22 protein-coding genes are annotated in these 22,380 nt (G+C 67.7%); 12 read left to right on the forward strand and 10 right to left on the reverse strand.

All coding sequences use genetic code 11. The features are described 5' to 3' along the window. Window positions 1-12 precede the first annotated feature (12 nt). Together ACOPJ3_RS05460 and ACOPJ3_RS05465 are read left to right on the forward strand one after the other, a co-directional pair. The gene (locus tag ACOPJ3_RS05460) at window positions 13-1,173 is read left to right on the forward strand and encodes a DUF2510 domain-containing protein (protein WP_427870821.1); all 1,161 of its coding nucleotides are present in this window, start codon (window positions 13-15) and stop codon (window positions 1,171-1,173) included. Beyond that, window positions 1,170-2,597 (forward strand): hypothetical protein, encoded by a 1,428-nt coding sequence (locus tag ACOPJ3_RS05465; RefSeq protein WP_427870822.1) that lies wholly within the window; start codon window positions 1,170-1,172, stop codon window positions 2,595-2,597. The genes ACOPJ3_RS05460 and ACOPJ3_RS05465 overlap by 4 nt, the downstream gene beginning before the upstream one ends. A 108-nt stretch (window positions 2,598-2,705) precedes the next feature. On the opposite strand, the gene ACOPJ3_RS05470 is transcribed toward ACOPJ3_RS05465, so the two are convergent. After that, on the reverse strand, window positions 2,706-2,993 hold the full coding sequence (locus ACOPJ3_RS05470) for a hypothetical protein (RefSeq protein WP_427870823.1): 288 nt from the start codon (window positions 2,991-2,993) through the stop codon (window positions 2,706-2,708). Between the two features lie 619 nt (window positions 2,994-3,612). Between ACOPJ3_RS05470 and ACOPJ3_RS05475 the strand changes: the two genes are divergently transcribed. The 8 genes from ACOPJ3_RS05475 to ACOPJ3_RS05510 all read left to right on the forward strand — a co-directional run bounded on the left by ACOPJ3_RS05475 (window position 3,613) and on the right by ACOPJ3_RS05510 (window position 12,459). Then, a complete protein-coding gene (locus tag ACOPJ3_RS05475) occupies window positions 3,613-4,989 on the forward strand; it encodes an MmgE/PrpD family protein (RefSeq protein WP_427870824.1) in 1,377 nt (458 codons plus the stop codon). Window positions 4,990-5,035: 46 nt separating this feature from the next. Next, the gene (locus tag ACOPJ3_RS05480; RefSeq protein WP_427870825.1) at window positions 5,036-5,872 is read left to right on the forward strand and encodes a phosphosulfolactate synthase; all 837 of its coding nucleotides are present in this window, start codon (window positions 5,036-5,038) and stop codon (window positions 5,870-5,872) included. Window positions 5,873-5,973: 101 nt separating this feature from the next. After that, the gene (gene mvk / locus ACOPJ3_RS05485) at window positions 5,974-6,963 is read left to right on the forward strand and encodes a mevalonate kinase (protein ID WP_427870826.1); all 990 of its coding nucleotides are present in this window, start codon (window positions 5,974-5,976) and stop codon (window positions 6,961-6,963) included. Continuing rightward, on the forward strand, window positions 6,960-7,940 hold the full coding sequence (mvaD, locus tag ACOPJ3_RS05490) for a diphosphomevalonate decarboxylase (protein ID WP_427870827.1): 981 nt from the start codon (window positions 6,960-6,962) through the stop codon (window positions 7,938-7,940). The genes mvk and mvaD overlap by 4 nt, the downstream gene beginning before the upstream one ends. Further along, a complete protein-coding gene (locus ACOPJ3_RS05495) occupies window positions 7,937-9,058 on the forward strand; it encodes a phosphomevalonate kinase (RefSeq protein WP_427870828.1) in 1,122 nt (373 codons plus the stop codon). Before mvaD ends, ACOPJ3_RS05495 begins: the two co-directional genes overlap by 4 nt. After that, window positions 9,048-10,211 carry a type 2 isopentenyl-diphosphate Delta-isomerase gene (gene fni, locus ACOPJ3_RS05500; protein ID WP_427870829.1) on the forward strand — a complete coding sequence of 388 codons (1,164 nt, stop codon included), beginning with the start codon at window positions 9,048-9,050 and terminating at the stop codon, window positions 10,209-10,211. The genes ACOPJ3_RS05495 and fni overlap by 11 nt, the downstream gene beginning before the upstream one ends. Further along, the gene (locus tag ACOPJ3_RS05505) at window positions 10,208-11,266 is read left to right on the forward strand and encodes a hydroxymethylglutaryl-CoA reductase (RefSeq protein ID WP_427870830.1); all 1,059 of its coding nucleotides are present in this window, start codon (window positions 10,208-10,210) and stop codon (window positions 11,264-11,266) included. Before fni ends, ACOPJ3_RS05505 begins: the two co-directional genes overlap by 4 nt. Beyond that, entirely contained in the window at window positions 11,266-12,459 is a 1,194-nt protein-coding gene (locus tag ACOPJ3_RS05510) for a hydroxymethylglutaryl-CoA synthase (protein ID WP_427870831.1), read from the forward strand. Before ACOPJ3_RS05505 ends, ACOPJ3_RS05510 begins: the two co-directional genes overlap by 1 nt. A 55-nt stretch (window positions 12,460-12,514) precedes the next feature. On the opposite strand, the gene ACOPJ3_RS05515 is transcribed toward ACOPJ3_RS05510, so the two are convergent. The 3 genes from ACOPJ3_RS05515 to ACOPJ3_RS05525 all read right to left on the reverse strand — a co-directional run bounded on the left by ACOPJ3_RS05515 (window position 12,515) and on the right by ACOPJ3_RS05525 (window position 15,036). After that, complete coding sequence (locus ACOPJ3_RS05515) at window positions 12,515-13,714, reverse strand: NAD(P)-dependent malic enzyme (protein ID WP_427870832.1); 1,200 nt, start codon at window positions 13,712-13,714, stop codon at window positions 12,515-12,517. 345 nt (window positions 13,715-14,059) lie between these two features. Continuing rightward, on the reverse strand, window positions 14,060-14,860 hold the full coding sequence (locus ACOPJ3_RS05520) for an endo alpha-1,4 polygalactosaminidase (RefSeq protein WP_427870833.1): 801 nt from the start codon (window positions 14,858-14,860) through the stop codon (window positions 14,060-14,062). After that, complete coding sequence (locus ACOPJ3_RS05525) at window positions 14,857-15,036, reverse strand: hypothetical protein (RefSeq protein WP_427870834.1); 180 nt, start codon at window positions 15,034-15,036, stop codon at window positions 14,857-14,859. The genes ACOPJ3_RS05520 and ACOPJ3_RS05525 overlap by 4 nt, the downstream gene beginning before the upstream one ends. A gap of 135 nt (window positions 15,037-15,171) precedes the next feature. Between ACOPJ3_RS05525 and ACOPJ3_RS05530 the strand changes: the two genes are divergently transcribed. After that, complete coding sequence (locus tag ACOPJ3_RS05530) at window positions 15,172-15,444, forward strand: 2TM domain-containing protein (RefSeq protein ID WP_427870835.1); 273 nt, start codon at window positions 15,172-15,174, stop codon at window positions 15,442-15,444. Between the two features lie 6 nt (window positions 15,445-15,450). On the opposite strand, the gene ACOPJ3_RS05535 is transcribed toward ACOPJ3_RS05530, so the two are convergent. Further along, window positions 15,451-15,591, reverse strand: coding sequence for a hypothetical protein (locus ACOPJ3_RS05535; RefSeq protein WP_427870836.1), 141 nt, complete (start codon window positions 15,589-15,591; stop codon window positions 15,451-15,453). An 86-nt stretch (window positions 15,592-15,677) separates the two neighbouring features. On the opposite strand from ACOPJ3_RS05535, the gene ACOPJ3_RS05540 reads away from it, so the two are divergent. Beyond that, the gene (locus ACOPJ3_RS05540) at window positions 15,678-16,181 is read left to right on the forward strand and encodes a MarR family winged helix-turn-helix transcriptional regulator (protein ID WP_427870837.1); all 504 of its coding nucleotides are present in this window, start codon (window positions 15,678-15,680) and stop codon (window positions 16,179-16,181) included. Window positions 16,182-16,253: 72 nt separating this feature from the next. Here ACOPJ3_RS05540 and ACOPJ3_RS05545 read toward each other — a convergent pair whose 3' ends face one another. The 5 genes from ACOPJ3_RS05545 to ACOPJ3_RS05565 all read right to left on the reverse strand — a co-directional run bounded on the left by ACOPJ3_RS05545 (window position 16,254) and on the right by ACOPJ3_RS05565 (window position 22,222). Next, window positions 16,254-16,682, reverse strand: a complete 429-nt coding sequence (locus tag ACOPJ3_RS05545) for a pyrimidine dimer DNA glycosylase/endonuclease V (RefSeq protein WP_427870838.1) — start codon at window positions 16,680-16,682, stop codon at window positions 16,254-16,256. Beyond that, entirely contained in the window at window positions 16,679-18,811 is a 2,133-nt protein-coding gene (locus ACOPJ3_RS05550; RefSeq protein ID WP_427871176.1) for an MMPL family transporter, read from the reverse strand. Before ACOPJ3_RS05550 ends, ACOPJ3_RS05545 begins: the two co-directional genes overlap by 4 nt. Window positions 18,812-19,462: 651 nt before the next feature. Then, on the reverse strand, window positions 19,463-20,077 hold the full coding sequence (locus ACOPJ3_RS05555) for a response regulator (RefSeq protein ID WP_427870839.1): 615 nt from the start codon (window positions 20,075-20,077) through the stop codon (window positions 19,463-19,465). Next, a complete protein-coding gene (locus ACOPJ3_RS05560; protein ID WP_427870840.1) occupies window positions 20,070-20,978 on the reverse strand; it encodes an acetamidase/formamidase family protein in 909 nt (302 codons plus the stop codon). Before ACOPJ3_RS05560 ends, ACOPJ3_RS05555 begins: the two co-directional genes overlap by 8 nt. Further along, complete coding sequence (locus tag ACOPJ3_RS05565; protein WP_427870841.1) at window positions 20,978-22,222, reverse strand: aromatic amino acid transport family protein; 1,245 nt, start codon at window positions 22,220-22,222, stop codon at window positions 20,978-20,980. The genes ACOPJ3_RS05560 and ACOPJ3_RS05565 overlap by 1 nt, the downstream gene beginning before the upstream one ends. Window positions 22,223-22,380 lie beyond the last annotated feature (158 nt).

Raw genomic sequence — 22,380 nt, forward strand, 5'->3', positions numbered from 1 at the left:
GGCAGTCGGAACGTGAGCGAGATCGTACCCGGGTGGTACCCGGATCCGGAGCAGGCTGCGCAGCTTCGCTGGTGGGACGGTCAGCGTTGGACGGAGCACACAGCACCAGCTCAGGCCGCGATTGCGCCGCAGGAGCCGGCTCCCTTGCAGCAGCCGGCCGCTCCCGTGCGGCCCCGCGGCCCGCGCATCTGGAACGCGGGCACCTGGGCGACGCTCGGGGTCTGCGTCGCCCTCATCGTCACGGGCGGCGTGCTCGCGCCGATCCTCGTGAACCAGGCGAGAAACGCGGAGGTTGAGCAGGCGCAGGAGGTCCTTGACGGCTTCGTCGCTGCTGCCTCGCAGCAGGACGACGGGTGGCGGGACTTCGCGACGCCTCAGTTCGCGAGCCGCGTCGCCGTCGGTGCGCCCATCGGCGGCGAGAAGAACACGGCCGAGGCGCTCGACCTGAAGGTGTCGGTTGAGGTCGGCGAACTCGAGCTGTTCACGAACAACTGGTACCGGGACACGGCACCCGCCCCCGATCAGACGGACATGGGGACCGCCCCCGTGACCATCACCTACAACTACACCTTCGACGGTGAGAGCTACGAGTCCACCGTCGAGCAAGTCGTGTGGCTGGCGCGCCCCTACTACTACGGAGACTCGAGGCCGCAGCAGGCCGACACCTTCAAGCGTGAGACGGCGAAGGGGCCGTGGCGGGTCTTCCGGCTCGGTGACCCGAAGGACAAGGATGCCCAGGAGGTCTGGAGCACCACGATGACGGAGCCCACCGACTCGGGCTTCAAGTCATCGTGCGATTCGGGGCCGCAGGCCTTCGATGACATGTCCACTCACCTTCGGGTCGACGGGGAGTTCGTCTCGAACTGCCTCTACGATGGCGGCGAAAACGTGCTGCTCTCCGAGGGTCTCGACCGCGACGACATCGCCGCGAGTGTCCCGGCTTTCGACCCGCTCTCGGGCGTCGGCGCGCTCCCGGAAATCACGAGCGTCGGTGAGCTATTCGGCGGCGACGAGCTGACGCCGATCATGGAGTTCCCGTTTGAGGGCAAGAACGGGACCTACGTCGCGACGTTCATGCTGGTGCGGGCCGAGGGTGGCGGCCCGGGCGACGCCCGTGCGGCGCTCGTGTCGGTCGTGGAGGCCGCGACGCCCGGCAAGGGGGAGAAGAAGTGAGCGAGCAGCACATGGCCCCGCAGGACGGCCGGCCCCAGGGGCAGACGGCGCTGGATCCGGATGCGCTGGATCCCGAGGTCCGGGATCCGGAGGCCCGGGTCAGGCGTGGGCGTCTGATCGCGCGCCTCGCGATGGGGGGCGCCGCAGTCCTGATCCTCGCGATGATCGCGGGAGTCTCATTCTTCTTTGTGCCGAAGGGGGTCCCGGCGGGGGCAGCCTCGGATCTCCCGAGTAACGGCCTCGAGGTCTGGTCCCGCGCGGGCGAACGCGGCGGTCTCGGCGCGGCCTGGATGGAACTCAACGACGCGATGGCCGCGGGGGACCGCGAAGCGTTTCTCGCCTTCGCCGACGGGGACGAGGCCAAGGAATCGCTGGCCCGCTGGTGGGACGGCACGAAGGCGATCGGCTGGGATCTCGGGTACGCGCTTCCGAGCGCCCGCTACGAGGAGTCGACCGGCTCGACGATCGACCAGATCACGCTCGGCGCGCAGCTCGCCTTCTCGGCTCACGCGGACCGCGGAAGCGGCCTGAGCAGTGCCGGGTTGAAGCTGACGCAGTCGTTCAACTACGACGTCAGCTACAGCGTGAACGACGGGGACACCCTCAAAATCTCAGCGGTGACGCCGACAGCCGACTCGCGCATGCCCTGGGACGACGGCGAGGTGTACGCGGCGAAGCGCGACCACGTCGTGCTCTTCGGGCTTGCGAGCGAAAAGGCCCTGATCGACGGCACTGTGGAGGAAGCGGAGGCCGCCGCGAAGCTCGCGCTCGACAAGACCAAGCAGATGGGGGGCGACCCGCCGCTCGACGGATTCGTCGCGGCGATCACGGACAGCGAGGACGCGTTCAGCCGCTGGTACGGGCCCGATCAGGTTGTCTTCGACGTCGCGGGAATCGCGACCCAGACGCTCAAGCCGGCCTCGACGGCGATGGAGATCGATCCGGAGATTGCGGTCGGCGAGGGAAACTCGGGCATGATCGTGACGATGTCGCCCAAGTCGGCCGACGATCGGACCGCGGTGTTCGTGCACGAGTTTGCCCACGTGATCCATGAAACGGCGGCTCCGGACGAGCAAGCGTTCGTGATCGGGCACTCCCAGAAGGTCGAGGGCTTCGCCCGCTTCTTCGAGAACTACGCCGGCGTGGGCAACGGGTATTTCGGCGATCCGCGGACCGCGCAGAACATCCTGAACCTCGGCGAGGGCGCGCTCTCCGACGACATCTTCAACAGCGAGGATGCGCACCTCTTCTACAGTGCGGCTGGCTCCTACTATCAGTTCGTGGCCGACACCGGCGGCGATCCATGGAAGGTCGCCCTCGGCTGGAACAGCGACCAGAGCCTGCTCCAGCTCGGCACCGCGCGGGGCGCCCAATTCGATCTCGCCCATTGGCAGGAGTGGGTGCGCCAGCAGGCCGGGGGCTGACGGTCGCGTTCCCCGCGATCAGTACGCTGAGCGCGGGGAGCGGCGCCGCCGCATGGCCCGCACCGTTGGGCGTGCCAGCGGAGGCTGACTCGATCCCGACCCGCGACACTAGCCACCCGCTCTCGAGCGCATCGAGTCGCGCGGGGCAACGGCCCCGGACTCGGGCGAACCCGGGCGGGAACCCGGCGCTCCCCTCGGCTCCGGTTGGGTGAGCGCGCGGTTCCCTTCGGCGATCAGGCGGCGCGGATACCGGACCAGGATGAGGCGCTCAGCGAGGCGTCCGTAGCTCGGCGAGTCGACCGTGATCGTGTCGACCAGCCGGGTGCCAGCCGGGATCCCCTTGGAGAAGTGCTCCTGCCTGAACCAGTGAAACGGGCCGCGCAGCTGCTGATCCATGAGGCGGTGTGGGGGATCCGCCTCCGACGCCTCGGAGATTACGGTGATCCAGATCCCGAAGGGTTGTGAGTTCCGGGTGACGGCCCCGCTGGCCCAGAGCCCGCAGCCGATTCTCGCACGGCGTCGGTTCCAGCCCGGATCCCGGGGCGCGGCTCCCGAACGTCTCCGCGGAGGGCGGTGTCGTCCGCATCGGAGGGAACAGGGTGGCGCCTCTGGCTTTCCGCTCTGGCTCCGGATCGCGATCAGTGTCGTCGGCTTCGGCCTGATCGCCTGGTCAGCCCCGCTCCTTTTGCGACGCGGGTAGACGCCTGCGGCCCGGCGCGTACGGCGGCGCGTGCTCTACGCCGACGGTGCTGTCGCTCCTCTCGCTGCTGGAGGGGGGCGTCGCCGCCGGATCCCCGCCGAGCCTTGAGTTGACCCAAACTGACGCTTAATCGCGGATTTGCGTCAGTTTGGGTCAACTCAACGGGCGGGACCGCGCCGGGGAAGGGCCGCAGCCGGGGCAAACGCCCCAAAGCTGCCAGCGTCCTCCGAACGCGTGGCTACCCTTGACCCGCGACGGCACGCAACGGTAGCCTGAGGTTAGGCAAGCCTTCATCTGATGAAAAGGGTGGTGTGTGTGACCGAAGTACAGAAACTCGCAGAATTTGTTCATGCGGCGAAGTTCGAGGCGATCAGCCCGGATGCGGTGGAGCAGCTGAAGATCAGACTCCTCGATACGCTCGGGGTCGCGATCGGGGCGCTGGATGCGGAGCCGATCATCGCGATCCGCGGCCTCCTCGACGACCTCGGCGGAACGCCCACCGCGACCATGATCGGGGGTGGCCGCACCAGCCCAGAGCGCGCTGCGTTCTTCAACAGTGCCGCCAGCCGGTATCTCGATTTCATGGACTCGTATCTCGCGAAGGGTGAAACGAACCACCCCTCCGACAATATTGGGGCAGTGCTCGCGTCGGCGGAGAGCGTCGACGCGTCTGGTGCGGAGCTGCTGACCGCGATTGCGGTCGCCTACCAGGTGCACACCCGACTGTCGGACGTGGCTCCGGTGCGAGCGAAGGGCTTCGACCACACCACTCAGGGGGCGTTCGCCGCAGCGGCCTCGGCTGCCAAGGCGATGCGTCTCCCCTCGGAGCAGATTGCGAACGCGATCGCGATCGCGGGCACGGCAAACGTCGCCCTGCGCGTGACACGCACCGGCAACCTGAGCCATTGGAAGGGGCTCGCGTATCCGCATGTGTCCAAGGAGGGAACCTTCGCGGCGCTCCTTGCCTCTCGCGGGATCACCGGTCCTGAGGAGGTGTTCGAGGGGAACAAGGGGTTCAAAGACTCGATCGCTGGCCCCTTCGAACTCGACTGGTCGGCGGAGAACCTTGAGAGCGTGCTCCGCACCATCATCAAGAAGCACAACGCGGAGATTCACTCCCAGTCGGCTCTGGACGCTGCGCAGGATGTGCGCGCGCAAGACGGCTTCAATGTCCGCGCGATCGAGAAGGTTCGCCTGCACACCTTCGATGTTGCCTACTCGATCATCGGTGGTGGCGAAGAGGGGAGTAAGCGACTCGTTCGCACCAAGGAGGAGGCCGACCACTCGCTTCCGTGGATGCTGGCGGCGGTGCTGCTCGACGGCAGCCTGAACCCGGAGCAGTACGCGCAGGAGCGCATTGAGGCGGCGGATGTGCAGGGCCTCATGACTCGGATCGAGATCACCCCGAAGCAGGACTTCTCCAACCGGTTCCCGGATCAGATGCCGGCGGACTTGGAGGTCATCATGGCCGACGGCACCATCTTCCACTCCTCGCAGGACAGCTACCACGGCTTCCACGACAACCCTCTCGACTGGGCGGCGGCTCGAGCCAAGTTCGACGCGCTCACCGCGCCCTTCGCTAGCCAGGAACTGAGGGACGAGATCGACGCGATCGTGCACGATCTCGAGAACCGCACCACCGCGGAACTCACCGCGGCGCTTGCCCGGGTTTCGACGACGCGCGACGGCTAGGCCCGCGCCCCGGATCCCGAGAACCGAAACGCAGAGAGGAAACAGCATGACCCACGCAGTTCCACACGACGTCTCATTCAACTTTGTCCCCAGGGCCTACCGGCCGGCCAAGCCCCGCACCTTTGGGATGACCGAGATCCGGGCCCCGTACTACGCCACGTTCGGCACCCGCCATCTGGAAGACGTCTTCGACGTCGCCGGCCAGTGGATCGACGGCATCAAGTGGGCGGGCGGCTCCTTCGCCCTCGCCCCCACCGAGCAGGTGCGCAAGTTCAGCGACATCGCCCACGCCCACGGCGCATACGTCTCCTCCGGAGGGTGGATCGAGACAGTCCTGCGCTACGGAGACGACGCCGTCGACCAGTACCTCAAGGAGGCGAAGGAGGTCGGCTTCGACGTGATCGAGATCTCCACCGGCTTCATCATGCTCAACACCTCGGGGCTCCTCCGCCTCGTCGAGAAGGTCGTCAAGGCGGGGCTCAAGGCGAAGCCCGAGCTCGGGATCCAGATCGGCTCGGGCGGCGACTCGAGCGAGGCCGAGCTGGCCGCGGAGAGCCAGAAGGACATCGGGGACCTGATCGATCGGGGTCGCCGGGCGCTCGACGCGGGCGCATCGATCATCATGATCGAGTCCGAGGGCATCACCGAGAACGTCGGCGAGTGGAACACGGGCGCCGCCGCGTCGATCATCAACGGACTCGGGCTCGAGAACGTGATGTTCGAGGCAGCAGACGGGCCCGTGTTCGAGTGGTACATCAAGAACTACGGCAACGAGGTGAACCTCTTCGTGGACCACAGTCAGGCGCTCCAGCTCGAGGGACTCCGCCAGAACATCTGGGGCAACAAGAGCACCTGGGGTCGCGTGATCAACCCGGCTCCGTAAAGGGCCGCGCGACACCGCTGAAGCGGGACGGGCGTACCGTCCCGCTTCAGGCATGCACCGGCATCGCGCTGCCGGGCATTCGCCAATCGAAATGGACACGTATGACATTCACGCTTCACACTCGCGGCTCGCACGTCCGCCACGCCGCAGACGGGCACCGCTTGATCGGCCTCGGCTCCGCCCACGCCAAGGTCATCCTCTTTGGCGAGCACGCGGTCATGTTCGGGGCGCCAGCAATCGCCCTTCCGCTTCCGCAGCTCGAAACCCACGCCGAGCTGCGCGCGACACCGGGAGAGCCGTCGCGCATCGAGAGCGCGCTCTACGCCGGTGAGGCCGCAGGGGCCCCCGAAGCACTTCGCCCCGTCACGGCAGCGCTCGAGAACTCCCTCCTCGTCGCCGGCCTGTACCCGCGGTCGTTCGACCTGCGCATCAGGAGCTCGATTCCGCACTCGCGCGGCCTCGGATCGAGTGCGGCGGTCGCCGCGGCGATCGCCAGGGCGGCTGCGGCCGCCGGCAACGTTCACCTCAAACCCGGGCTCCTGTTCTCGGTCGTGCAGCAGTCTGAACAGATCGCACACGGCCGCCCGAGCGGTGTCGACGCGCGCGCCGTCGCGGCCACCGGCCCCATCCGATTCCAGGATGGCGTGGGCGACCGGATGAGCATCGGACGCAGGTTCCACTTCGTCATCGCGGACTCAGGGCTGCCGGCGTCGACCGCGCAGGCGGTGGGACTCGTCGCGGCCCGCAGACGGCAGGAGGGAGAACGAATCGAATCACTCCTCTTCCACCTCGGCGATCTCGCGGAAGGGGCCGCCACCGAGCTCGCGAGCGGGGATCAGGACGCGCTCGGCGAGCGTATGAGCGAGGCCCATACTGCGCTCGCCCGCATCGGCGTGAGCACCGCTTGCATTGACGCGCTTGCCACCACGGCGCTGGGTGCCGGAGCCCTCGGCGCCAAGCTCACGGGAGGAGGCCTCGGCGGGTGCCTGCTCGTGCTCGCGAGGGATCCGGAATCGGCGACGCGGATCGCGCGCAAGCTCCGTGCCGCAGGTGCAGTGCGCACCTGGCAGGCGACGGTGAGTGACGAATGAGTGCTGCCACGGCAATCGCCCACCCGAACATCGCTCTGATTAAGTACTGGGGCAAGCGCGACGAAGCACTCGTGCTGCCGGTCGCCGGCTCGCTCTCGATGACGCTCGACGCCTTCCCGACGACGACCACTGTGACGATCGACGGAGCCCGGGCCGCGGACGCCCTCGTCCTGAACGGCGCGCGGGTCACCGGGGAGCCGCTCGCCCGGGTCGCCGGCTTCCTCGAGCTGGTGCGCGAGCGGGCCGGAGACCCGCGGGCGGCCCTCGTCACCACAGACAACACGGCGCCCACTGGCGCGGGTCTTGCGAGCTCAGCGGCGGGCTTCGCCGCGCTCGCGCGCGCGGCCGCGACCGCATACGGCCTGCAGCTGGATGCTCGGCAACTCAGCCGGCTCGCGCGCAGAGGATCGGGTTCGGCGGCTCGTTCGATCGTCTCGGGCTATGCGGTCTGGCATGCGGGGGACGACGCAGCGTCGTTTGCCGAGCCGGTCGACGCGCTCGAGCTGCGGCTCGTGATCCTGCTCCTCGACGGGCGGGAGAAGCGCGTCTCGAGCCGTGAGGCCATGCGAAGGGCGGCAAACCATCGGCGGGCGTTCACCGACTGGATCGCGACAAGCGAGCGCCACCTCGACGACATGCTGGACGCCTGCCGCGACAGGGACTTCACACGCATGGGTGAGCTGACCGAGTCCCACGCGACGCGCATGCACGCGCTGATCCGGGAGACCACGCCCGAGGCGGGATACCTGTCTGCCACGAGCGTCGCTGTGTGTGACGCCGTCAAGCAGCTTCGCGAGCAGGGCCTCGAGGGCTACGCTACGGCCGACGCCGGCCCGAACGTGGCGGTCCTCGTAAGGCCAGAGGACGCAGAGGCGATGGCGACAGCACTCAGCCACTTCGCGCCCGCGCAGGTTGTCGCGCCGGGGCCGGGAGCTGCACTCGTTCCGAGCCCCGTGCGAAGCGGGGTGGCCGCGTGATCGAAGTGCGGGCCCCGGGCAAACTATTCATCGCGGGCGAGTACGCCGTGGTCGAGCCGGGAGAGCCGGCGGTGCTCGTCGCGGTCGATCGATTCATCACGCTCCGGCTTACGGAGAGCTTCGAGGAGGGGCGCGTTCGCTCCGAGGAGTACGGCCGGTCGCCGCTCGTGTGGGTGAGAGACCCCGAGAGCGGTGAGATCGTGCGCGAGCACGAACCGGTCGACTACGTGTTCGCGGCCATCCACGCGGTCGAGCAGCTCCGCGCGGAGCTCGGGATCAGGCCGAGGTACTTCGATCTCGAGATCCGGAGCGAGCTCGACGACGTGAGCGGGAGAAAGCTCGGCCTCGGCTCTTCTGCGGCGGTCACGGTCGCCGTGATCGCTGCGCTGGACGAGTTCTACGGACTCAGCCTCACGCGCGCCGAGCGCTTCAGGCTCTCACTGCTCGCGACGATCGAGATCGCGCCGAATGCCTCCGGAGGGGATCTCGCTGCGAGTACGTTTGGCGGATGGATCAGGTATGTCTCACCGGATCGCGGAGCGCTGCACGAGGCGCGAGCCGAGCACGGCGTCGCCCGCGCGCTGCAGGCGGCCCCGTGGCAGCGCACCGAACTCGAGCGACTGCCGCACCCCTCGCGGCTGCGCCTCCTCACCGGTTGGACCGGTATTCCCGCGTCGACGGAGCGCCTCGTCTCCGGGATCGCGCGAGCGTCGAGCACCTCTGGCCCCACGCGACTCGCCGCACAGGCGGGCGAACACCGCCCTCTCGTGCCCTTCGTGGACGAGAGCAGGGTCTGCGTCGAGGCCGTGGCAAACTCCCTGAGGACGGAGCTGCCCGGGGCACTCGCCGCAATCCGGCGGGCGCGGCGCTTGATGCGCAACCTCGGCCTGGCCTCGGGCATCGAGATCGAGACACCCCGGCTGTGCGCGCTGTGCGACATCGCCGAGCGGAACGGGGCGGCGGCCAAACCCTCAGGTGCGGGAGGGGGCGACTGCGGGATCGTGCTCGCGCCGGGCGAGGCTGATCCGGCTGGGATCCTGAGCGAATGGGAGCGCAACGAGATCGTGCCGCTGAGCCTCTCCGTGCACGCGCCGAGCGGGGGCACCGATGGGATCTGAGCGCGCCGAGTTCGCACCAGCAACCGCCCACGGGCTCCGGGCGGAGCGGAAGAACGACCACCTGCGGCTCGCGCACGGCCAGGCCACCGCGCGCGAAGCGGGCGCGGCGCGGAGCGATTTTGACGAGCTGCAGTTCATCCACCACGCGCTCGGCGGCATCGACAGCGCAGACGTGGAGCTCTCGGTTGAGGTCGCCGGGGCGCGCTGGCCGTGCCCGCTGTTCATCAACGGGATGACGGGCGGCACCGACGCCGCCCGCGGCGTGAACCGGGCGCTCGCGGCCGCCGCGAGGGAGACCGGAGTGCCGATGGGGTGCGGATCCGTATCGATCGCACTCGACGATCCCCGCACGGCGCCGTCGTTCACGGTGATCCGGGAGGAGAATCCGGAAGGGATCGTATTTGCCAACCTGGGGGCCGACCGTCCGGCAGCTGACGCCGTGCGGGCCGTCGAACTCGTGGGGGCCGATGCGCTGCAGATCCACCTCAACGCCGTGCAGGAGATTGCGATGACCGAGGGGAGCCGTGAGCTCGGCGGCTGGCGCGACTCGCTCCAGGCCCTCATCGCGGCGTCACCGGTCCCCGTGATCGTCAAGGAGGTCGGTTTCGGGCTGAGCCGCCGCACGATCGACGAGCTCGGAGCGCTCGGTGTGCACACGGTCGACGTGAGCGGGCGAGGGGGGACCGACTTCCTCGCGATCGAAAACGAACGCAGGGGCGATGATGGGTTCGCCATGCTCGCCGGCTTCGGACAGAGCACCGCAGAATGCCTGCTCGAAGCGGCGGGCCGCGAGGACGTCACCGTGCTCGCCTCGGGCGGGATCCGGAACCCGCTGGACGCCGTCAAGTGCCTCGCCCTCGGCGCGCGCGGGGTCGGGATCGCCGGAGCCTTCCTGCGCGTCGCGCTCGACGGCGGCGGTCCGGCCCTCATCGACCGCATTGAGGCGTGGCAGGGCCAACTGCGCGCGCTGCTCGCACTGCTCGGGGCGCCGGATCCCGCCGCCCTCGAGGAGCGAGACCTGCTCGTGCGCGGCAGGCTCCTCGAATATTGCGGGCTGCGCGGAATTGACGCGAGCGCGCTCGCGCGGAGACGCCCGCCCGCCGCATCGCTCGGGACGCAGGAACCCGGGTCAGAATCAGGAGAGAAGACGTGATCACACCTACGGAGACAGCAACGTCCACCGCAATCCCGACGCGGTGGGTCGGGCCGATGCGCCTCAGCGGGGCCGTGACTGGCGAGGTGGAGGTCCCGCTCGCGACGTTCGAGAGTCCGCTCTGGCCCTCCGTGGGTCGGGGTGCGAGCATCTCGCGGGAAGTGTGGGACGGGGTGATCGTCACGATCGTGGGGGAGCGGATGACGCGGTCCACGCTCTTCGTCGCGTCGAGTGCGACCGTCGCCGACGCGGCGGCGCGCGAAATCGTCGCGCGACTCCCCGAACTGCAGGACCTCACGGCAGCGAGCAGCCGCCACGCGCGGCTCCTCGAGGCGCACACGGAAATCGTGGGCAACCTGCTCTTTGTGCGATTCGCCTTCGAGACGGGCGACGCGGCGGGGCACAACATGGTGACCAAGGCCGCCGACACGATCATGCGGCGGATCCTCGCCTGGGGCCTTCGCCTCGACTACGGATCGATCTCCGGCAACTTCTGCAGCGACAAGAAGGTGAGCGCCGTCAACGGGATCCTCGGCCGTGGCCGCAGCGCCGTCGCGGAGATGCTCATCCCCAACGAGATCGTCGTGCGGCGCCTCCGCACCACGGCGCATGCGATCGCTGAGCTCGCGGTGCGCAAGAACCTGGTCGGGAGTACGATCGCGGGTTCGCTGCGTTCGGCGAACGCGCACTACGCCAACATGCTGCTCGCGATCTACCTCGCCACCGGGCAGGACGCGGCCAACATCGTCGAGGGCTCGCAGGGCATCACGTACGCGGAGGCGCGCGACGAGGGCCTCTACTTCTCCTGCACGATCCCGAATCTCATCGTGGGGACGGTGGGCAGCGGCAAACACCACCCGGACATCGAGCGGGCGCTCGAGCGCATGGGGTGCAGAGAGGAACGGGAGCCCGGGGGAAACGCGCGGCGACTCGCGGCGCTCGCCGCTGCGACCGTGCTGTGCGGTGAGCTCTCGCTGCTCGCCGCTCAGACCAACCCGGGCGAACTCATGGCCACGCACCTGCGGCTCGAGCGCAGCGCGCCGAGGCGAGCCTGATGCCGCGGGGTGCATCGGAGCGCGGGATCAGCGTCGGTATCCATGACCTCGAAGTCGCGACATCGCACTTCGTGGTGAGCCTGAGTGAGCTCGCGGAGCACAACGGCACCGATCCGGCAAAGTACCTGATCGGCCTTGGCCAGCGGGAGATGAGCTTCCCCGCACCGGATGAGGACGCGGTGACGATCGGCGCGGAGGCCGCGGCCGAGCTGCTCGCGCGCACCGGCGTGGAAGGCATCACGACGCTGCTCTTCGCCACAGAATCGGGGATCGATCAATCGAAGGCCGCCGGTCTCTGGGTTCATCGACTGCTCGGGCTCCCGGCGAGCATGCGGGTCGCCGAGGTCAAGCAGGCCTGCTACGGAGGCACGGCGGCCCTGCAGGCCGCGGCCGGCATGGTGGCTCGCGCCCCGCAGGAGCGGGTACTCGTGATCGCGAGCGACGTTGCGCGCTACGCGCTCGACAGTCCGGGGGAGCCCACCCAGGGCGCCGGCGCGGTAGCGATGCTCGTGTCGGCCGCGCCGGCGCTCGTCGAACTCGACCCCGTCTCCGGGCGCTTTACCGCTGAGGTCGACGACTTCTGGCGGCCGAACGGCATGCTCGAGGCTCTCGTTGACGGCGAGCTGTCGGTCGCCGCCTATCTGGACGGGGTCGAATCGTCGTGGCTGGATCTCGCTGCGCGAGGTGGCCCGAGCGTCGAGAGGCTCGCCGCGATCCTGTTCCACCAGCCCTTCGGAAAAATGGCGCAGAAGGGCCTGCGTAGACTCTCCTCCGTCGTGGGACGGGACCTCGACGGTGCGGGCAACACCGCGGGCGAGGCCATCAACTCGCGCATGGGAAATAGCTACGCCGCGTCCGTATATGCGGCGCTCGCTGGCCTGCTCGAGTACGGGCTGGGGGAAGAACCCCTCAGCACTGGGGATCGGATCGGGTGGTTCAGTTACGGCTCAGGGAGCGTGAGCGAATTCCTGACCGGGACGGTCGGGCCCGCGGCGACGACGCGCAGCGGGAGCGGCGGGATCGCGGCCAAGCTCGATGCGCGCGCCGCCCTCGGGGTGCCTGAGTACCGCGCGCTGCACACGGCCAGAGGCGAAACCCCTGAGGTGACGGACCGGCTACTGCCGCGCACCACGCGCGGGCGCTTCAGGCTCGCGGAGGTGCGCGGCGGGGCTCGACGGTACGAGGGGGTGTAGCGCGGGATCCGGGAGCGGTCAGGACCTCCTGACCGCTCCCGGATCGAAGAGGCGGCTATCGCTCGGTACGTGCCACGTCCATGACGGCCTGGGCGACGGCCTCCGCCACGCCGGGGGTGAACGGGTTCGGAACGATCACGTCTGCCCGGGCGGGCTGCGGCACGAGATCGGCGATCGCCTGCGCGGCGGCGATCTTCATGCCCTGGGTGATCCGCCTCGCGCCGGCATCGAGCGCGCCTCGGAACACACCGGGGAACGCCAGTACGTTGTTGATCTGGTTCGGGAAGTCGCTACGGCCCGTGGCGACGACGGCCGCGTGCTTCACGGCGATGGCCGGGTCGATCTCGGGGTCCGGGTTCGAGAGCGCGAACACGATCGAGTCCGCGGCCATTGAGACCACGTGCTCCTCGGGGACCTTGCCCGAGGAAACGCCGATGAATACGTCCGCGCCCGCGAGCGCCTCGGCGGTGCCGCCGGAGAGACTGCGCGGGTTCGTCCGCTCGGCGATGTCCCGCTTGAAGCCGGTGAGGTCGCCGCGATCACGCGAGATGATGCCGCGCGAGTCGAGGAGCACGATGTCTTCGACCCCCACCGCGAGGAGGATCTCGGTCACGGCAATGCCGGCCGATCCCGCGCCGAGGATCGCAACCTTGAGGCTTCCGAGTTCCTTGCCGACGACGCGCGCGGCGTTCGTGAGCGCCGCGAGTACCACGATCGCCGTGCCGTGCTGGTCGTCGTGCATGACGGGCATGTCGAGGGCCTCGATCAGCCGCTGCTCGAGTTCGAAGCAGCGCGGTGCCGAGACGTCCTCGAGGTTGACCGCGCCAAAGCTCGGGGAGATCCGGACGAGCGTCTCGACGATCTCGTCAACGTCGGTGGTGTCGAGGACAATCGGGATCGAGTTAAGACCGGCGAATCGCCGGAAGAGGGCGCTCTTGCCCTCCATCACGGGAAGGGAGGCGCTTGCGCCGATATCGCCGAGCCCCAGCACGGCCGTGCCATCAGAGACGACGGCGACGAGCCGCGAGGCCCACGTGTGCGACTTCGCGATCTCCGGGTTGCCCGCGATCGCGCGGCTCACCTGCGCGACGCCCGGGGTGTAGGCGATGGAGAGATCCCGTCGGTCCACGAGTGGGCTGCCGAGCTCGACGCTCAGCTTGCCACCGAGATGCGCCTGAAAGATTTCCTCCTCAGAGACGGACTGCGCCCCTGCGAGACTCGCGTGGGGATCGAGCTGCTGTTTCGGATCGGTCATGGGGTTCTCCGTTTCGTTCGGGTGCGGTGCGCGAGAGGGTGAGGGCCTCGTGCACTGGATACGAGCGATCGGGCCGCGCCTTGTGGGTGCGTTGCGATCTTCACGAGCGGATACGCGGGTGCGTCCGGGTATTCCGACATCGAGGGTGTGGCCGTCTGGGTGCGGGCCGGTGGGTGTGGCGATGGGTCGAGTGCTGAGGGGTAACTGCGCTGTTTTTCATACGACTTCGCCCCGCGGCCCGCGCGATTTCTGCGCGGGACCGTGATCCCCTGGGCAAGAGTAACACCGGGTCCATGCCCTGCCCAGCATCATTTCGTTCGGCAGAAATACGGCGTCACCTGGTGCTCAGCTGGTGCAGCGAGCGAAGGTGTGCGCCGGGTCTCCGGCGGGCGCCAGGTCACGGTCGCGCAGAATCATCCAGGCCGGATCCCCGTTTTCTGCGCAGAGCTCGGCAAACGGCCGCGGCAGCTGGTCGGTGTACTCGATGTCAATCACGCGCGCGCCGTAGACGTCGGAGTACGCGTCGCACTCCTCGAACGCCGCGCATTCCTCGGCGACGGCGAAGTCGAAACCGGCCTCTTGCTTCGCGCGGGCGGTCGTCTCAGCGGCATTCTTCTGGCCGACGGCGAGGCCCGCGTCGTGCGCCGTCGCGGCGATCTCCGAGGCAAGGGCCAGGTTGTCCTCGATCGTGAGCAGGTCGTGTGACCTCGTGAACGAGTCGAGATTGTCGAACTCGACCGCGGCGAAGCCTGCGTCCGCGCACCCCCTGATCCACGACGCGACGCGCTCAGTGATACGGGAGCGCTTCTGGGCGGAGGAGGTGTCAAGGAGGACCTCGTCTGGCCAGTCGGGATCCGCGACCTCCTCGCCGTCATCGCGAAGCAGCAGGTCGCGCGGCCAATCCGCGGCCTCGCCCGGTTGGGTCTGGAACGCGTTGATGTAGCAGACGGAGTAGTGTGCCGGGTCGGGCGAGGCCTCGCGATCCCGCACCACGAGGGTGACCCCGGGGGCGGGGTCGAAGGCGCCGCCGAGCTGGTAGTCGGGGACCGCGTGCTCCGGGGGAAGCCGCACCTCAGGCTGCGCCGCGGCGCAAGCGCTCGTCGCGAGCACGGCCGCGAGCGCGACCGCGACCGCGGCGCGGCTCAATCGTGCGTCTCGTCGTCGAGGATCACGTCGCTGATCTTGAGCGCGCGCATTTCGGCTTCGTTGAGCTCGAGCACCTGCCCGTTCGATCCGAGCCAGTACCAATTGTGCAGATCATTGTCTGGCGCGTCGCGGCGGGTGAGCGTGTACTCGACGCCGTCCTCGGTCTTTGTTTCCATACAGATGAGCGTAGCCTGCCCAATCGCAATCGCTAAGCCCTCCGGCGCAGCGCTCCGGCTCGAGGCCTGCGAGTGCCCTGGGCGGTGCAGAACATCCACCTTGTGTGTTCGCCATCCGAATGCTCTTATGTAGCTATGGATGATGAAACTCGGGAGGCCGCCAAGCGGCGGATCCACAAGAAGCGTCATTTCTGGGGGCTCGTCCTCTCGTTCTCGGCGCTGACCATTCTGATGAACGTGATCTGGCTCGTGAGTGGCGCGCCAGACGGATACTGGCCGCTCTGGCCGACGATAGGCTTCCTCATCGCGTTGTTCTTCGTGGGCAGTTCGACCTTCGGACCGCGAAATCGCCCGATCACCGAGGAGGAGATCGACCGAGAGGCGCGGCGGCTGAGCGGCGGTCGTTAGGCGCGGCTAGCTGAAGTCCTCGTCGACCGCGGGATCGAGCATCACCAGTTCGCATTCGTCGCAGTGCCAGCCGCCTCTGACGGGCCACATCAGCGTGGTCCGGCAGCCAGGACAGGTTGGTAGCGCACTCGGTTGGATGGCTTCCATCGTGACATTGTCCAACGTGAGCTCGTGTTTTGCTAGTGCCGTTTGTCATGGCGGCAAAGTGAGGCCGTGCGAGGCAAGATAGTTGTATGCGTGAGGACCAATCGGGGCCGGCGAGTTCCGCCGCCACCGAGCGCGATCGAGTCGTGCTCGACGTGCTCCGTGCGGTGCGCGGATTCGGGGACTCGCACGATCGCATGTCGGGCGAGATGCGGCACGGGATGCTCATGAACACCACCGACGTCGCCGCGCTCCGATTGCTCATCATCCGCGAAGAACAGGGCCAGCTTGTGAGCCCCCACGAAATCGCGAGCCACCTGCGGATCTCGACCGCCTCGACGAGTAAGCTGCTGGATCGCCTCGCGGAGTCCGGTCACATCGAACGCGGCCGGCACCCGAGCGACCGTCGAGCTCGGGTGGTGCGGCTCACTCCGGCTGCGCGGATGGACTTCTTCCGAATGTTCGGGCCGAAGCTCGCAGCGATCCGGGCTGCCGTCGCGGGGTTCGACGAGACAGAGCTCGCAGCCGCCGCCCGGGTGATGGAAGCGGTGAGCGGGGCCCTCGACGGGGAGTGCGGGGACGCACGATCCTGACACCGGGGAAGCCGGGGAAGCCCGGGGAGCCCGGAGAAGCCGGTTAGCCAGGAGAGGCTCACGCGCGCAGCCTCACGGCCGCTCCCAGGCCTCGATTCCGCCGTCGACCGGCGTAAAGAGCGGGTGGGGGATCGGGCTGGACCCGAGCCAGCGTTCGTGCGCCTCCGGCGCCCGATCCGCGAGCTTCGCGCCGAGATGCGCCCACTCGAAGTCGAGCTGCCCCCGCGTCACCGAGATACTTCCCTCGGGAATCCCGGGGCTCAGGATCCGGGAGCGATCGAAGCGATAGCCGCGCGCGTCCGCCTCGCTCGCGACGCCCGAAAGGTAGGCGCCGACGGCCGCGAGCGGATCGTCCGTCGCGGAAAACCGCTCGAGTTGCGGATGTCGGGTGTACCCCCGGGTGCGGCCCGCAAACACTGCCTGCGCGAGGAGGGTCTCACGCCAGCAGGCGACGAGGCCCATCCGGTCGAGCTGGGAGGGGTGGAGCGACCAGATCCTCATCGCGCGTCCTCGGCCGTCACGGTGCGGGAGAGCTTTGACGGCCACCACACCGCGCGCCCGATGTCGGTCGCGAGCGCGGGAACGAGCAGCGAGCGCACAATGAACGTGTCCAGCAGCACGCCGAACGCGACGATGAACGCGATCTGTGCAAGGAACAGGATCGGAATCACCGAGAGCGCCGCGAAGGTTGCGGCGAGCACGAGCCCGGCCGAGGTGATCACCCCGCCAGTGACGGCGAGGCCGCGGCGCACCCCCTCACGGGTGCCGTGTACGAGCGACTCCTCTCGCACGCGCGTCATGAGGAAGATGTTGTAGTCGATGCCGAGCGCGACGAGGAAGACGAAGCCGAAGAGCGGAACCGCCGGATCCGCGCCGGGAAACTCGAACAGGTGATTGAACACGAGCGCGGCGACGCCGAGCGCCGTGCCGAACGAGAGCACCGTCGTGAGCGTGAGCAGCACGGGCGCGAGCACCGAGCGCAGCAGCAGCATGAGGATCACGAGGATCACGGCGAGCACGATCGGGATGATGAGGGTGCGGTCATGGATCGACGCGTCGTTGGTATCGACCGCCGTCGCCGTGACGCCGCCGACGAGCGCGCCCGAGTCGTGCAGCTCCGACCGCAGCTCCCGCACCGTCTGCGCGGCGGCATCCGAGTCCGCGGCGTCGGAGAGCGTCGCCTGGAGCAGCACCCGGCCGTCACTCACGGTGGGAGCGGGTGCCGGAGTGCCCGGGGGGCCGAACGCCTGCACCCCTTCGGCGGTCACGGGCGCGCTGCCGCTCGGCGAGTCAGACGACGTGACGCTCACCGCGTCGATGCCCGAGTGGTCGAGCAGCTGATCCGTGACGCTCTGCAGGTCGGCCTCGTCGGTCAGCACGTACACGGGGCTGCCGGATCCGCCGGGGAAGTGATCGCCGAGCACCTGCTGGCCATCCCGCGCGGCCGACACGCCGAGCACGAGGTCGGACTGGGGCACGCCCTGCGCGTTCAGCTGCAGGACGCCGGCCGCGCCGATCGCGAGCACCGCCGCCGTGGCGATCCAGATCCCGCGCGGTTTCCTCCTGATGCGGTCGGCGAGCTTGCGCCAGATGCCGCCGGTCGGCATGCCGTGCTCCTCGGCGACCACCTCGGGCTCAAAGCGGGGCCGCTTCGGCCAGAAGGCCGCCCGTCCGAACGCGAAGAGCAGCGCGGGAAGCAGCGTCAGCGCAGACAGCATTGCAAACACGATCCCAATAGCAGCCACGGGGCCGAGGGTGCTGTTCGACTTCAAGTCGCTGAGCAGCAAGCAGAGGAGGCCAGCGATCACCGTGCCGCCTGAGGCGAGGATCGGTTCGAACGAGCCCTTGACCGCGCCGAGCACGGCGGCCCCACGATCCGTCGTCACGCGGAGCTCCTCCCTGAACCTCGCGACGAGGAGCAGAGAGTAATCGGTCGCCGCGCCGATCACGAGGATGAAGAGGATGCCCTGCGTCTGGCCGCTGAGGAGCAGGACGCCAGCGTTGGCAAGGTTCCACACCACAAGCAGCGCCACGCACAGGGCGAAGAGGCTCGTGCCGAGCACCACGACGGGGAGGAGCAGCGAGCGATACACCACGATCAGGATGACGAGCACGGCCGCGAGGGCGACCGCGAGGAGAAGTCCGTCGATCCCCGCGAAGGCCCCGACGAGGTCGGCGGTGAAGCCCGCCGGGCCCGTCACGTGCACGGCTACGCCCGCGGGCACGCGGTCGCGCAGCTCCGTGGCGAGCTCGTCCACGGCGTCGGACACGTCGGCCGCGGAGTCGATCGGGATGAAGGCCTGCGCCGCGAGGCCGTCCTCCGAGGGGATCGGGGGAGACCCCTGTTCGGGGACGCCAGGGATATCCGCCGCGGACCCCACGGCGTCGGCAATGCCGGTGAGCTGCTCCTCGCTGAGCTCGGCGTCGGTCTCGGACTCGAAGACCGCGACAGCCGGGATCGCGTCGTCGCCTAGGAAGTCCGACAGTGCGTCGCGAACCTCGGTCGCCTCGGCCGAAGACGGCAGATACGCCGTCTGGTCATTCGAGGACACCTCGTCAACCTTGCCGAAGAGCGGGCCGCCGAGGGCCGCGCCCCCAAGCCACAGCAAGATGAGCGCGGCCGGGATCAGGATCCGGAGCGCGCGGGAGAGGCCGCTGCGTCGCGAGGGGTGTGGGGCTTGGGCGGTTCTCTTGGTGCTGGTGCTTGTGCTTGGTGCGCTTGCGCTGCTGCCCGTGCCTGCGCCGCTGCTTCCGTGCCGTCCTGCCCCCACAACCCCCACCTTTCGCTAGCTTAGCTAGCAAAATGCTATCGTGCGGCGACTCTGAGCGCTATTCCGGTCCGATCGCCGTCCCGGATCCGCCCCGCTCCGCCCTCTCCGCCCACCCCGCTATCTGAGTTGACCCAAAGTGACGCCTTCTGCGCTCCAAGGCACACTTTGGGTCAACTCAAGCGCGCGCGGCGGGATCCCGCGCCCGCCCCGGCTGTTGAGTTGACCCAAAGTGACGCCTTCTGCGTTCCAGGCGAGAGTTTGGGTCAACTCAAGTCCTCGGGGCCGGGCGGCAGCGGCGCCGGCCGAAGCGGTGTTGAGCGGGTGGATGAGCGCGCATCGACCCCCTGGGCTGAGGTTTCAGCGTCCGCCCGCGTCAAATGCTCCCACCGCTTTCGTCATCGGGTGGCGATCCGGGTCTCGCGTGGATGGCCATCATTCCCGAACTGCACGCAACCGCAGAGTTCAACCCTGTCTTGTAGCCGGATCATCCCAGGGCGCAGATGAGAGGCCCTATTCGAATAGGTCTTTTCTGCTATCGAGCCCCAGCTTCTGCAGCACCTTGGAAACATGTGTTTTCACGGTGGGGATGCTGATGAAGAGTTCTCGCCCGATCTCAGCATTGGTGTAGCGCTGCAGCATGAAGCCGAGTACCTCCTGTTCGCGTGAGGTGAGTGAGGACGCCTCTACGCTCTCCTCAAGACTGCGAGCGCTTTGGTCAGCATCAGCGTTGGTATTCCAGACGCGCTGTCCTCGCACGGTGCTTCGCACCACTTCGAGCAACCGACTTTCGGGGTGGTCCTTCGTGAGGAAGCTGTCGGCGCCAGAGAGAAACGCCATCGTTGCGTCGCTCGGTGAGGAGAAAGAGGTGTACATCATGACCTGTGGGGCAGGGTCGTGCGACTTGATTTCCCGACACAGCTCCAGTCCGGCCGACGTGCCGTCGAGTCGAAGCGGCAGAATCACGAGGTCGGGCTGCTCTCTTCCGACAGCTTCCATCGCCTGCTGGGCGCGGTCAGACTCTGCGATGACGATGAAGTCTTCCTGCGCGTTGAGCACGGTTGCGAGTCCGAGCCGCACGATCGGGTGATCTTCGACGAGGAGAATCCGAGTGGGAGAGTCAGCCATGTGCGGAACCTCCCAGCAGCGCCGGGGGCAACCACTCTGCGGGGATCGTGATCCGTGCAGTCTTGAGGGGGTTCACGAGCTGACTCACCTCGGCGCGACTCACAACGCTCGCCAGGCGATACGCGTCATTCCACGTGAGCGAGTGCCAGGCCGCCATGAGCTGGACCGCGTCGTCGAATGCGATCCGGATCGCCTCCTCCAGACATTCCGCACTCCCAAGCACACTGAGTCCGCCTGGATGGAGCACTGCAGGAAGGGCACCGTGATAGGAGATGCGCTCAACCCGAAGCTGGACCTCACCCCCAATTTCGATTCCGGTGCCGCCGAGTTCTCCGTCCCCCTGGAGTGCATGAAGATCGCCCACGCAAACGAGGGCACCTGCATGGCTCGCACGCACGATGAGGGCGGATCCCTCACCCAACAACCGAGTGTCGAGATTGCCCCCGTGGTTCCCTGGCCAGGCGTTCGGAATGTCTCCCGACTCCGGGGCGAGGCCCAAGACACCCACCATCGGTTCGACGGGAACGCTCACAGCATCCGCAATGCGCGCTCGGTTGTCTTCGATGGGGACGATGCGCGTTTCCGGAGCGGTAATCTGCTCGCCAAGTATTCCGAGCCCCGGGGAGAGTGCCATGACGCCGGGTGAGTGCAGGCTGATTCGCTCGATCTCGATGCGCAGCGTGTCACCAGGCTGTACACCGACGATCTCGACAGGTCCGGTGGCGCGATTGAACTCCGACATATCCACATGCGGTCGGAGCACCTGGCTCGTGGTGATCTGCCCGGCATAGCAATCGACGGTAGCGCACTGGAAGCTCTCGCCCAGTGCGACGCTTGCAACCGGCGGATGTGCGGGTGAGAAGGACGTCACCGAATCCTGTGGGGCGGAGATCCGCAGCATCAAGACCACCCGTCTGGAACCGCTCCGAATGCGGAGAGCAAGGAGTAGATGAACGCGAGGCCGAATACCGCAATGAGGAGGAACTGGATGATCGGACTCGAGACCCAACCTGCCCTCCATGCAGGCTCTTGATCTCCGAATCGGCGGGCACGGTGCAGCATCAGGACAGGCACGATCGACATAATGGCTCCGGCGAAGCCGCCCGCGTAGCCGAGTGCGGAGACGAATCCCGCCCAATTGAACACCCCGATGAGGAACGGGGGCACGGCCACGAGCGCGAGAGCAGCGAGGCGGTACCAGGGTGCTTTCTCGCTCGGCCAGTTGAATCGGTCGAAGATGTTGGTCATCAGGGTCAGAGCGATGGCCCAGAACGACGTCATCATGGCGAGCACGGCGAAAATGTTCGCGGCGTAGAAGGCGACCTGACCAAGTTCCTGGCCCCAAGCGATGGTGACCACCTCAGTGATGCCATCGGGGCCCATCATGCCGAGCGCAGCCAGGGGGACGAGCGCGAGAAGGAAGCCGGTGGCGCACATTCCCACGACGATGGCGCGAGGCAGAGCGCGGGGGTTGTGCTCAGCGAGGCCGCGCGCGAGCTCAGGCACGGTGTACTGAGCGATGAATGCGAAGACCGCGAGGTTCACGATCGGGATGATGAAATACGGCTGCGCGTAACTAATGAACCCGAAATCAATGCCGGGGCCGATGAAAGTCCATGCGCACAGGGCGAGGATGAGCACCAGCATGGCGATGGTGATCGCCTGCTCGGAGCGGCCTGTGGCCTTGAGGCCGAACCAGACGACGATGACCCCTGGAATGAAGAAGAGCAGGCTTCCGAGCGCCGGCGGAATCCCAAAGATGGTGGACAGAATGCTTCCGCTGCCGGACGAGTAGGCGATGAGTGCCCCGAGACCGTTGATAACGACGCCCGCGAATACCAGCCAAGATCCGGTGTTCCCAAGGTATTTTCGGGCCAAGCCTGCGAGTTGGAGCGGTTCCTTCGTGCGGAGTGCAACCTCAGCTACGTAGAGCATGGAGGCGGTGGTCAGAAAACCCGCGACGACGAGGGCGATCAGAAGCGCGGGGAACCCACCGTTTCGCGCGCCGTAGGGCAGGCTCAGAATACCTGCGCCAATGTTTGCGCCGAAGATGATGGCAACGCCCTGCCAGAAGGTGATCGTTACGTGTCCGCCGCGTTTGGCCGGAGCCGGAGATGCGTCAGTGCGCTCCGAGGTGGAGGTCATTCGTTCGTTTTCCGTTTCGCTGTTGATGGCATGGCAAGGAAACCTTCGGGACTCCCGAGATCCTCGACATGCGAATCGATGGCAATGTGCCGGCATCGATGCAGGCCCTGAATTACGATAGATCCTTCTCGCGTCCGAGAACTCATCCTCCGGGGATG

The organism is Leucobacter luti (assembly GCF_050310065.1).
Taxonomy (GTDB): domain Bacteria; phylum Actinomycetota; class Actinomycetes; order Actinomycetales; family Microbacteriaceae; genus Leucobacter; species Leucobacter luti_B.

Bases quoted from the DNA above. Each gene is read 5' to 3' on its own strand.
- mvaD (WP_427870827.1), top strand. From the start codon at position 6,960: ATGAGTGCTGCCACGGCAATCGCCCACCCGAACATCGCTCTGATTAAG.
- ACOPJ3_RS05545 (WP_427870838.1), bottom strand. From the start codon at position 16,682: ATGAGGATCTGGTCGCTCCACCCCTCCCAGCTCGACCGGATGGGCCTC.
- ACOPJ3_RS05540 (WP_427870837.1), top strand. From the start codon at position 15,678: ATGCGTGAGGACCAATCGGGGCCGGCGAGTTCCGCCGCCACCGAGCGC.
- mvk (WP_427870826.1), top strand. From the start codon at position 5,974: ATGACATTCACGCTTCACACTCGCGGCTCGCACGTCCGCCACGCCGCA.
- ACOPJ3_RS05535 (WP_427870836.1), bottom strand. From the start codon at position 15,591: ATGGAAGCCATCCAACCGAGTGCGCTACCAACCTGTCCTGGCTGCCGG.
- ACOPJ3_RS05480 (WP_427870825.1), top strand. From the start codon at position 5,036: ATGACCCACGCAGTTCCACACGACGTCTCATTCAACTTTGTCCCCAGG.
- ACOPJ3_RS05515 (WP_427870832.1), bottom strand. From the start codon at position 13,714: ATGACCGATCCGAAACAGCAGCTCGATCCCCACGCGAGTCTCGCAGGG.
- ACOPJ3_RS05525 (WP_427870834.1), bottom strand. From the start codon at position 15,036: ATGGAAACAAAGACCGAGGACGGCGTCGAGTACACGCTCACCCGCCGC.
- ACOPJ3_RS05510 (WP_427870831.1), top strand. From the start codon at position 11,266: ATGCCGCGGGGTGCATCGGAGCGCGGGATCAGCGTCGGTATCCATGAC.
- fni (WP_427870829.1), top strand. From the start codon at position 9,048: ATGGGATCTGAGCGCGCCGAGTTCGCACCAGCAACCGCCCACGGGCTC.
- ACOPJ3_RS05560 (WP_427870840.1), bottom strand. From the start codon at position 20,978: ATGCTGCGGATCTCCGCCCCACAGGATTCGGTGACGTCCTTCTCACCC.
- ACOPJ3_RS05565 (WP_427870841.1), bottom strand. From the start codon at position 22,222: ATGACCTCCACCTCGGAGCGCACTGACGCATCTCCGGCTCCGGCCAAA.
- ACOPJ3_RS05530 (WP_427870835.1), top strand. From the start codon at position 15,172: ATGGATGATGAAACTCGGGAGGCCGCCAAGCGGCGGATCCACAAGAAG.
- ACOPJ3_RS05470 (WP_427870823.1), bottom strand. From the start codon at position 2,993: ATGGATCAGCAGCTGCGCGGCCCGTTTCACTGGTTCAGGCAGGAGCAC.
- ACOPJ3_RS05555 (WP_427870839.1), bottom strand. From the start codon at position 20,077: ATGGCTGACTCTCCCACTCGGATTCTCCTCGTCGAAGATCACCCGATC.